At 41.5% G+C, this 8992-nt stretch carries 10 protein-coding genes, 1 tRNA gene and 2 rRNA genes; all 13 read left to right on the top strand.

The features are described from left to right. Nucleotides 1-172, top strand: a 23S ribosomal RNA gene (locus AN618_RS03090); the annotation flags it as partial. 62 nt (nucleotides 173-234) lie between these two features. Further along, nucleotides 235-349 (top strand): 5S ribosomal RNA (gene rrf / locus AN618_RS03085). 16 nt (nucleotides 350-365) lie between these two features. Next, a tRNA-Asn gene (locus tag AN618_RS03080) sits at nucleotides 366-440 on the top strand. Nucleotides 441-749: 309 nt separating this feature from the next. Further along, the gene (gene sleB, locus AN618_RS03075; RefSeq protein WP_187694866.1) at nucleotides 750-1436 is read left to right on the top strand and encodes a spore cortex-lytic enzyme; all 687 of its coding nucleotides are present in this window, start codon (nucleotides 750-752) and stop codon (nucleotides 1434-1436) included. Nucleotides 1437-1566: 130 nt separating this feature from the next. Then, nucleotides 1567-2199 (top strand): YigZ family protein, encoded by a 633-nt coding sequence (locus AN618_RS03070; protein WP_066351943.1) that lies wholly within the window; start codon nucleotides 1567-1569, stop codon nucleotides 2197-2199. 15 nt (nucleotides 2200-2214) lie between these two features. After that, nucleotides 2215-2934, top strand: coding sequence for an NAD(+) synthase (gene nadE / locus AN618_RS03065; protein WP_066351942.1), 720 nt, complete (start codon nucleotides 2215-2217; stop codon nucleotides 2932-2934). Between the two features lie 48 nt (nucleotides 2935-2982). After that, nucleotides 2983-3711, top strand: a complete 729-nt coding sequence (locus AN618_RS03060; RefSeq protein WP_066351940.1) for a YebC/PmpR family DNA-binding transcriptional regulator — start codon at nucleotides 2983-2985, stop codon at nucleotides 3709-3711. 65 nt (nucleotides 3712-3776) lie between these two features. Beyond that, nucleotides 3777-4325 carry a BofC C-terminal domain-containing protein gene (locus AN618_RS03055; protein WP_066351939.1) on the top strand — a complete coding sequence of 183 codons (549 nt, stop codon included), beginning with the start codon at nucleotides 3777-3779 and terminating at the stop codon, nucleotides 4323-4325. A gap of 93 nt (nucleotides 4326-4418) precedes the next feature. Next, nucleotides 4419-4934, top strand: coding sequence for a crossover junction endodeoxyribonuclease RuvC (gene ruvC / locus AN618_RS03050; RefSeq protein ID WP_066351936.1), 516 nt, complete (start codon nucleotides 4419-4421; stop codon nucleotides 4932-4934). Nucleotides 4935-4937: 3 nt separating this feature from the next. Beyond that, nucleotides 4938-5522, top strand: a complete 585-nt coding sequence (gene ruvA / locus AN618_RS03045; protein WP_066351934.1) for a Holliday junction branch migration protein RuvA — start codon at nucleotides 4938-4940, stop codon at nucleotides 5520-5522. Nucleotides 5523-5529: 7 nt separating this feature from the next. Further along, on the top strand, nucleotides 5530-6540 hold the full coding sequence (ruvB, locus tag AN618_RS03040; RefSeq protein ID WP_066351932.1) for a Holliday junction branch migration DNA helicase RuvB: 1011 nt from the start codon (nucleotides 5530-5532) through the stop codon (nucleotides 6538-6540). A gap of 48 nt (nucleotides 6541-6588) precedes the next feature. Beyond that, nucleotides 6589-7929 carry a SpoIID/LytB domain-containing protein gene (locus AN618_RS03035; RefSeq protein ID WP_066351931.1) on the top strand — a complete coding sequence of 447 codons (1341 nt, stop codon included), beginning with the start codon at nucleotides 6589-6591 and terminating at the stop codon, nucleotides 7927-7929. 31 nt (nucleotides 7930-7960) lie between these two features. Beyond that, a complete protein-coding gene (gene queA / locus AN618_RS03030) occupies nucleotides 7961-8986 on the top strand; it encodes a tRNA preQ1(34) S-adenosylmethionine ribosyltransferase-isomerase QueA (RefSeq protein ID WP_066351928.1) in 1026 nt (341 codons plus the stop codon). Nucleotides 8987-8992: the final 6 nt, after the last annotated feature.

The following is an 8992-nucleotide window of genomic DNA, read 5'->3' as shown; positions in this document are numbered from 1 at the left end:
CCGGAGGGGATAAGCACTGAAGGCATCTAAGTGCGAAGCCCACCCCAAGATAAGGTATCCCACCCTGAGAAGGGGGTAAGACACCTGGGAGACGACCCGGTAGATAGGCCGGGGGTGTAAGGGTCGTAAGGCCTTGAGCCGACCGGTACTAATCAGTCGAGGGCTTGACCAAGGGTGACATACCCACTGTGTGATTTTGAGGGTGCAGTGAGAAGTGAATAGAGTGAAGAAGATTTCGGTGGCCATAGCGGAGGGGGAACACCGGTATCCATTCCGAACACACAGGTTAAGCCCTCCAGCGCCGATGGTACTGGGGAGGATTCCCCGGGAGAGTAGGACGCTGCCGAAATCTTTAAAAATGGCGTTCCTCGATAGCTCAGCGGTAGAGCATCCGGCTGTTAACCGGAGGGTCGTAGGTTCGAATCCTACTCGAGGAGCCATTTTATTTTTTTTAAAAACGATTTCAAATCCCCCATAGCGGGGGTTTTTTGTTGTTTTATGCCAATTTAAAAGGGGTTTATTTTTCCACATATAACAACGTGAACCACGTTTGACAGCAGTGTCCATCCTGCGCAAATTCTAAGCATAGTACCGTTATTTTAAGTTTTCTGACTGAGATCGAAAATGAGATTTTGAGCGACCAGTATACCAAAAATTACGGAGCCTTAGCCACTTTGTCAAGAGCAACATTACCATGGTATACTATAAAAAACTCTTGCGGTCTCGAAGAATAAAAGGAGGGAGAGCTTGTGAAAAAAATATGTCACAAGGTTTTACTTCTCACTTTTTTGTTTGTATTGCTTGGAATGACATCTGTTCTTGCAGAAAATTTAGGAGATAGAATACTTAAAGAAGGAAGCAGGGGGCAGGACGTAGCTCAACTGCAATCAAGACTGAACAGCCTGGGTTTTTGGAGTGGTAAAGTAGATGGCATATTCGGTCCGATGACGAAGGATGCGGTAATGAGATTTCAAAAAGCAAAAGGTCTAAAAGTGGATGGCATTGTTGGACCGCAAACATTAAGGGCACTGGGAATTACAAGTGTTTCAAGAGCCGGAATCGGAAGGTTTTCTGCAAGGGATGTCGACTTACTTGCAAGACTAGTTTATGCCGAATCAAGAGGAGAACCTTACATCGGACAGGTTGCCGTTGCAGCAACAGTCTTAAATAGAGTAAAAAGCCCTCTGTATCCCAATACGATTCCAGAAGTAATTTTTCAAAAGGTAAATGGATTATATCAGTATTGTACAGTGCAAGACGGACAAATTTACCTGACTCCCAACGAGACCGCAAGAAGGGCAGTGCAGGATGCTATAGGAGGATGGGACCCCACTGGAGGGGCTATAGGATTTTACAACCCTGCTAAGACAACTAATGCATGGGTAAGGTCCCGACCGATCACAACTATTATAGGGAATCACATATTTTACAAGTAAATAGATTTTGTCGCTAAAGAGGAGGCAGAAAGGCCTCCTCTTTTACATTCGATATTGACTTTTTCAGGATAATTTATGATAATACAATGTGTGTGGAGACAAAAAACATTAAAGTACCGAGGTTTGGTCCATGCTTGAATTTTTAACGGTAGAAAAACCTTCAGAAACCACTTTAACGATTAAAAAATCGAAATTCATAAGTAATGTTAAACCGGTTAATTCATTAGAGGAAGCGGAAGAATTTATAAACGCCGTTAGGAAGAAATATTACGATGCCACGCATAATGTCTACGCTTATTGTGTAGGATTAGGCAACGAAGAACTGCAAAAATCCAGCGACGATGGGGAACCGAGCGGAACTGCCGGTAGACCTGTTTTGGAGGTTATACGGTCAAAGCAGTTAAAGAACGTTGCAGTAGTTGTAACCAGGTATTTTGGAGGGATTCTTTTAGGAGCGAATGGTTTGATTCGCGCGTATAGCCAGTGCGCAAAGTTGGGCATTGAAAATTCAGGAATAGCAAGAATAACAGAAGCAAACGAATACAAGATCTCTGTTGAGTATTCGCTTTTTAATAAAGTTGAGTCCATCTTAAGAAAGAATAATTTTTTTATACAGCACGTGGATTATGGTGAAGTGGCCCAAGTACACGTATACATTCCGGTAAATGAAGTTGAGAGATTTGAAAAATGCATTAGAGAGGCAGGAATAAAACAGGATGAAGTAGTTTTTGGAAGGACTTGCTTTATAAAAGTTAAAGACTAAATTTAAAGCGAGGGAATGGAAGTGGAAATACGAGAATTGTGTAATGCTCTGGTAGATTGGCTAAGAGAAAAAGTACACGAAGCGGGGGCAAGAGGGGCCGTTTTTGGATTGAGTGGAGGTATTGACTCGGCGGTAGTAGGTGTAATTTGTAAAAAAGCCTTCGAGGAAAATTGCCTTGGACTTATAATGCCGTGTTACAGCGATCCAAAGGATGAAGAAGATGCAATAAGGGTTGCAGAAGGATTCGGGATCCCTTATAAAAAGATTGTCCTGAATAGCGTATTCGACAACTTCACCGCTATTTTGGATAAAACGGACAATAAAACGGCTGTAGCTAATATCAAACCGCGCCTTCGAATGATAACTTTATATTATTACGCTGCATTAAATAATTTTCTGGTAGTGGGAACCGGCAATAAAAGCGAACTAACGGTGGGTTACTTTACAAAGTACGGCGATGGAGGAGTAGACTTGTTGCCGTTAGGAAATCTCGTGAAGAGACAGGTGCGGGAATTAGCCCGTTATCTTGAAATTCCACAAGATATTATAGAAAAACCTCCCACCGCAGGGCTTTGGGAAGGGCAAACCGATGAAAGCGAAATGGGTATAACCTATGACCAATTAGACGAGTATATACTCACCGGGAAGGCCCCGCGGGAAATCGAAGAAAAAATAAGGAAAATGAACTTAAAGAGTGAACACAAAAGGAGATTGCCTCTCAGACCGCCTTTTTAACAACAATTGAGTGTTTAGAAATACAGACAAAAAAGGGGGTTTTAAAGGATGTCGGGACATTCCAAATGGGCCAACATAAAACATAAAAAGGCTAAAATGGATGCTCAGAAAGGAAAACTCTATACTAAGTTGAGCAAGATGATAATAGTCGCCGTTAGGGAAGGTGGACCTGACCCTGAGGCAAACCCCAGGCTCCGAGATGTTATTGAAAAAGCTAAAGAAGCCAATATGCCCAACGAGAATATCATTAGGGCTATAAAAAGGGGTAGCGGGGAACTCGGCGGGGAAAATTTAGAAGAAGCGTTGTATGAAGGATACGGTCCGGGCGGCGCCGCCATTCTTTTAGAGGTAATGACTGACAACCGTAACAGAACCGCTGCGGAATTACGCCACATTTTCGACAAGCACGGTGGAAATCTTGGAGAAGCCGGATGCGTTGCGTGGATGTTCGAAAAAAAGGGGCTCTTGATAGTAGAAAAAAATGAAGGAATAAATGCTGAGGAGATTATAATGTTGGCGATAGAAGCGGGTGCGGATGATGTAGAGGAGCAAGAAGATTCTATCGAAATTATAACATCTCCAGAACAATTCGAATCCGTAAAAAACGCGCTTCGGGAGAACAATGTCAAGCTTTCTTCGGCTGAAATAACTTATCTTCCCAAAACTACCTTGACTTTATCGGGAAAAGACAGCGAGATGATGGAAAAATTGTTGGAAGCTTTAGATGACCACGATGACGTTCAAAATGTGTATACCAATTATGAATCTGCTAACTAGTAATGAATAGTTTTTATTAAAATAGGGCATACTTTTCCTTCGAAGAGTTGTAAGGAGGAAGATGTATGCCCAAAAAAATTGTAATTTTCATCTTTATGGTCGCATTATTGATATCAGCAGGGTTTTTTTTCGGATATTATTCAGCGATGTTCGAATCAAAAAAACCGGATGACAGATCTTTAAAAAATGCTGAGACTATTCAACTTCCGGAAGAAACGTTAAAACCGGGGGCAAGAATAATTTTTATAACTCGATACAAAGAATGCGGACATGAAAAGCGAAGTGAAATGCTTGTCGATGAAAAGTATGTAGGATATACAAAATCAAGACTCCAGGAAGAATTTAAGGAATGGAAAATAGAAAGTTTTTCTAACAACAGGGTAATTTTGACCAAATTAATAGATGGTATATGCGAAGAACACTACTATATAGGGCTTTACGAAGGTTATGTAGCGCTTTTCCAGGGTAAACCCGGAAAAGACTCAAAGTTACTTGAACTGACCGATATTAAGGCCGGAATTTTAAAAGAGGAAGACCGAAAGCTTCTCGAAAGGGGCATAGTGATAAATTCGAAGGATGAATTTTTAAAAATCCGCGAAGGCCTTACCCATTAATTTTCAATTTCCTTGAGACTATGTCTCGAGGAGTTATTTTATTTTTAGAGGAATTTTAAATGCTTTTGTCGAAATAGACAACCAGGTGATTTTATGGTTATAATGGGAATAGATCCGGGAATAGCTCTCAGCGGCTACGGAATATTGTTTTCTGAAGGTGCAAATATAAAGGTTGTTGAGTTCGGCGTAATAAAGACCGAATCCCATCTTTCTATCGCTGAAAGACTTAAATCTATTTACGATGGGTATTTGAATTTAATGGAGACGTATAATCCGGAAGCAGTAGCCATAGAAGAACTTTTTTTCAATAAAAATGCCAAAACCGCTATTACTGTAGGACAGGCAAGGGGCGTGGCCATGCTTGCTGCAGCATCGAAGAACATCAAAGTCTATGAATATACCCCGCTGGAAGTAAAGCAGGCTATTGTCGGTTACGGAAGGGCGAAGAAGTTTCAGGTCCAAGAGATGGTAAGGGTGCTTTTGCGGTTGAAGGAGGTTCCTAAGCCCGACGATGCGGCCGACGCCCTGGCAGTAGCGCTATGCCACGTGAATTTGATAAAATTCAATCATCACATACAAAACAAATACCATGACTTTCCGAGAGGTTGAAAAATGTTGGAATATCTAAAGGGTAAATTGAAAGAAATCAGTCCGAATTACGCAATTATAGAGGTTGCGGGGTTGGGCCTGAGATGTTTAATCTCATTAAATACGTATAATAATGTAAAATTTTACAAGAATTCTAAAATAATTCTCTATACTTTTTTGCATTTAAAAGATGATGGCATGGATTTATACGGGTTTTTTGACCCTCTGGAAAGAGAAGTGTTCACTTTGTTGAATGAGGTTTCGGGAATAGGACCAAAGGTGGCCCTTTCAGTTTTGTCCTGGCTAAAACCAGAAGAAGTTGTTTCTGCCATAGCAACTGAGGATGTCAAAGTTTTGACTTCAGTGCCGGGAGTGGGCAATAAAACTGCCCGTAAAATTGTTTTTGAACTGAAGGACAAAGTTAAAGGTTTGGCGGTAAGTGCTGAATTTAAAGAATCATTGAAAATGCTTCAAGAAGCTAGAGAAGCACTTTCAACCTTGGGATTTAGCAATGAAGAAATTCAAAAAGCGTTGAATGAATTGAACACTGCAACAACGGTAGAAGAAATAATTGCCGGCGCATTAAAGCGTTTTGCAAAAGAGGGTTGATGTCGTAATGAGAGATAGATTGGTTACACCGCTTTTAAAAGGAGAAGATGAGTCCGATTTTGAACTTGGGCTTCGCCCCACAAATTTTGACGATTACATAGGCCAAGACCAGGTAAAAGAAAGCCTGAAGATCTTTGTAAGAGCAGCTTTGAAACGAGGCGAACCGCTAGACCATGTACTGCTGTACGGGCCGCCCGGCCTTGGAAAAACTACCCTGGCTTACATAATAGCAAAAGAGATGGGGGTAAATATAAAAGTAACTTCAGGTCCCGCCATAGAAAGGCCAGGAGACCTTGCGGCTATTCTGACCAGTCTTGATGAAAAGGACCTGCTTTTCATAGATGAAATTCACCGGCTTCATCCTGCCGTGGAAGAAATTTTATATCCTGCAATGGAGGATTTTGTATTAGATATAATGATTGGGAAAGGTCCCGGAGCACGGTCTATTAGGTTGAATCTCAAACCTTTCACTTTAGTGGGGGCAACTACAAAGGCAGGGGCTTTGACATCGCCTCTGCGTGACCGATTCGGTATCAGGTGTCACCTTGACTTTTACAGCAAGGATGAATTGGTGAAAATATTAAAAAGGTCTGCTCAGATATTAAACATTGCTTTGGAAGAAAGAGCAGCAGAAAGGATAGCTTCGTGTTCAAGAGGTACTCCTAGAATAGCGAACAGGTTATTAAAAAGGATTCGTGACTACGCGGATGTAAAAGCCGATGGAGTTATAACGGAAAAAGTAGCAATAGAAGGATTAAATTTGTTAAGAGTCGATACTTGCGGTCTTGATCAAGAAGATAGAAGGTTATTAAGAACGATTATCGAAAAATTTAATGGCGGTCCCGTGGGGATAGAATCATTGGCTGCCGCTTTAAATGAAGAAGCTTCTACCATAGAAGATGTATATGAACCTTACCTTATAAAAGAAGGGTACATAGTGCGTACAGCAAGGGGACGAATGGTTTCCGATAAAGCATATGAGCATTTAGGAATACAAAAAAAGTCTTCCAAGAGGTGAAAGAGGTGTTAATTTTAAACATAATACGTAGATAAACGGAGGTATAATATGCAAAAAAAAATACTGCAGCTTCTTGTTGTTTTGGTAATTGCGTTGGCAATAAGCTTTAATAATGCAGAAGCTAGCGGGAATTTGCCTGCAACAATTCGAGTAGGTCTTTTTTATGATAATACGGCTAAAACATCTTATACTTTAGCGGCCGATGAAGGGTTTGTTATAGGAATAAAAAAACAAAATTCTTTCATTCCCATTTGCAATTTGCCGGAAAAAACGATAAATGTAACCATAAAATCTGGAGAGACCATTTATGTCAATTCTGATGCGATGAAGGACCTTTTGATGTCCGGGAAATACATAGAGGTTAAAGGACAATCTTCGCTTGCCGAAATTAATTTGCCCCTTCCCGTTGATGTCCCGCTTTATGTCAAAAGCGCAAAAGACAACGTTTTTCTTTCATTGAACGGTCGAAGGTACAGGGGAGTTATTGAGTTTTTACCGTCTTCCAACGGCGGATTAACTGCGATAAATGAATTAGAGCTGGAAGAATATCTTTATGGTGTTCTTCCGAACGAAATGCCTCCTTCTTGGCCAATGGAGGCTCTAAAAGCTCAAGCAGTGGCTTCGAGAAGTTACGCCGTTTACAACATATTGCAAAAAGCAGGGAAGGCAAGCTTTGATGTCACCGGGGGAACAGGCGATCAGGTTTACAGCGGGTACGATGGTGAACATCCCAGGACCAATGAAGCCGTGGACATGACAAAAGGGCAGGTATTGACCTATCAAGGGAAGCCCATATTAGCGCTGTATCACTCGAACAGCGGCGGTATTACCGAGAACAGCGGAGATGCCTTTGGCACCCAACTTCCGTATTTAAAGTCCGTAAATGATGAATTTAGTTTGCAAGCACCGAACAGCACCTGGGTGGTAAAGATTCCTCGAACTCAAGTTTACGATTTGGAAATAATAGAAAAAAGCGCGTCGGGAAGAGTAAAAAAATTGTTGGTAAGGGGGAATTACGGAGAAAAAGTGCTTTCAGGGTCGGAAATACGAAACGCTCTACAACTTAAAAGTAATCTATTCGAGGTAGTAGCAGATAATATATTGTACGTTACCGCCGATGGGGAAAATGTGATACCTGTTCGCCAACTCATGGGGAAAACGGTAGTTTCGAGTGATAAAGAGGTGGTTTTGTCGGGCGGTGAAGTACATATAATGAGTTCTCAAGTTTCTAAAGAATTTCTGGCTACAGGCGGATACTTTGAAATAAGGGGAAAGGGTAACGGTCACGGCGTCGGAATGAGTCAGTGGGGAGCAAAAGTTATGGCAGAAAACGGATATAGCTTTAAAGATATTTTGCTACATTACTATACTGATGTAGAGCTAAACTAAAATATATTTTGTACAAGGATGTGAATGGGCAATGGACGTAAAAGAATTCTATTACGAACTACCCGAAGAGCTTATAGCTCAGGAACCGCTCCCGGAAAGGGATAAATCGCGATTAATGGTAGTGCACAGGGACACACGAAGTTTTGAGCACAGGATTTTCGAAAACATCATTGACTACTTGGAAGAAGGTGACTGTTTAGTTCTTAATGATACAAGAGTTATTCCTGCCAGGTTATTAGGAACAAGGAAGGATACAGGAGGGAAAATAGAATTTATCCTTTTAAAAAGAATCGAAAAAGATAAATGGGAAATTCTAGTAAAACCCGGCAGAAGAGCGAAATTGGGCTCGGAATTTACTTTTGGCGACGGAAGACTTCAGGCAAAGGTTTTAGATTATACCGATGCTGGCGGCAGAATAGTTGAATTTTACTATGAGGGAATTTTTGAACATGTTTTGGATGAAGTTGGTAAGATGCCGGTCCCCCCTTACATTAAAAAGGAGCTGGAAGATAAGGAAAGATACCAGACGGTTTATGCGCGAAAACCTGGTTCCGCTGCTGCACCCACGGCAGGGTTTCATTTTACCAGAGAACTGCTGAAAAAAATCGAGCAAAAGGGTGTGAGGGTTTGTTACATCACTCTCCACGTCGGGCTGGGAACCTTCAGACCCGTTAAAGAGGAGAAAGTGGAACAGCACAAAATGCACCATGAGTACTTTGAAGTCGATAACGAAACAGCCCGGATTATAAATGCGACAAAACAGCAAGGCAGGAGGGTTATTGCGGTAGGAACGACTTCCACCAGGACATTGGAAACAGTGGCCGATGAAAATGGATTTGTCAAAAGCCAAAGCGGATGGACGGACCTTTTTATATATCCGGGTTACCGATTCAAAGTGGTGGATGGATTGGTTACGAATTTCCACTTGCCCGAATCCACACTTCTTATGTTAGTGTGTGCCTTTGCCGATAAAGAACTGATTATGTCGGCGTATAAAGAAGCAATAAAAGAGAAATACAGGTTTTACAGCTTCGGAGATGCTATGTTGATTGTTTAAGGAGGG

This window comes from Fervidicola ferrireducens, assembly GCF_001562425.1.
Lineage (GTDB): Bacteria > Bacillota > Thermosediminibacteria > Thermosediminibacterales > Thermosediminibacteraceae > Fervidicola > Fervidicola ferrireducens.
Note: the sequence above shows the minus strand (reverse complement) of the source record. Positions and strands in the feature narration are given on the sequence as shown.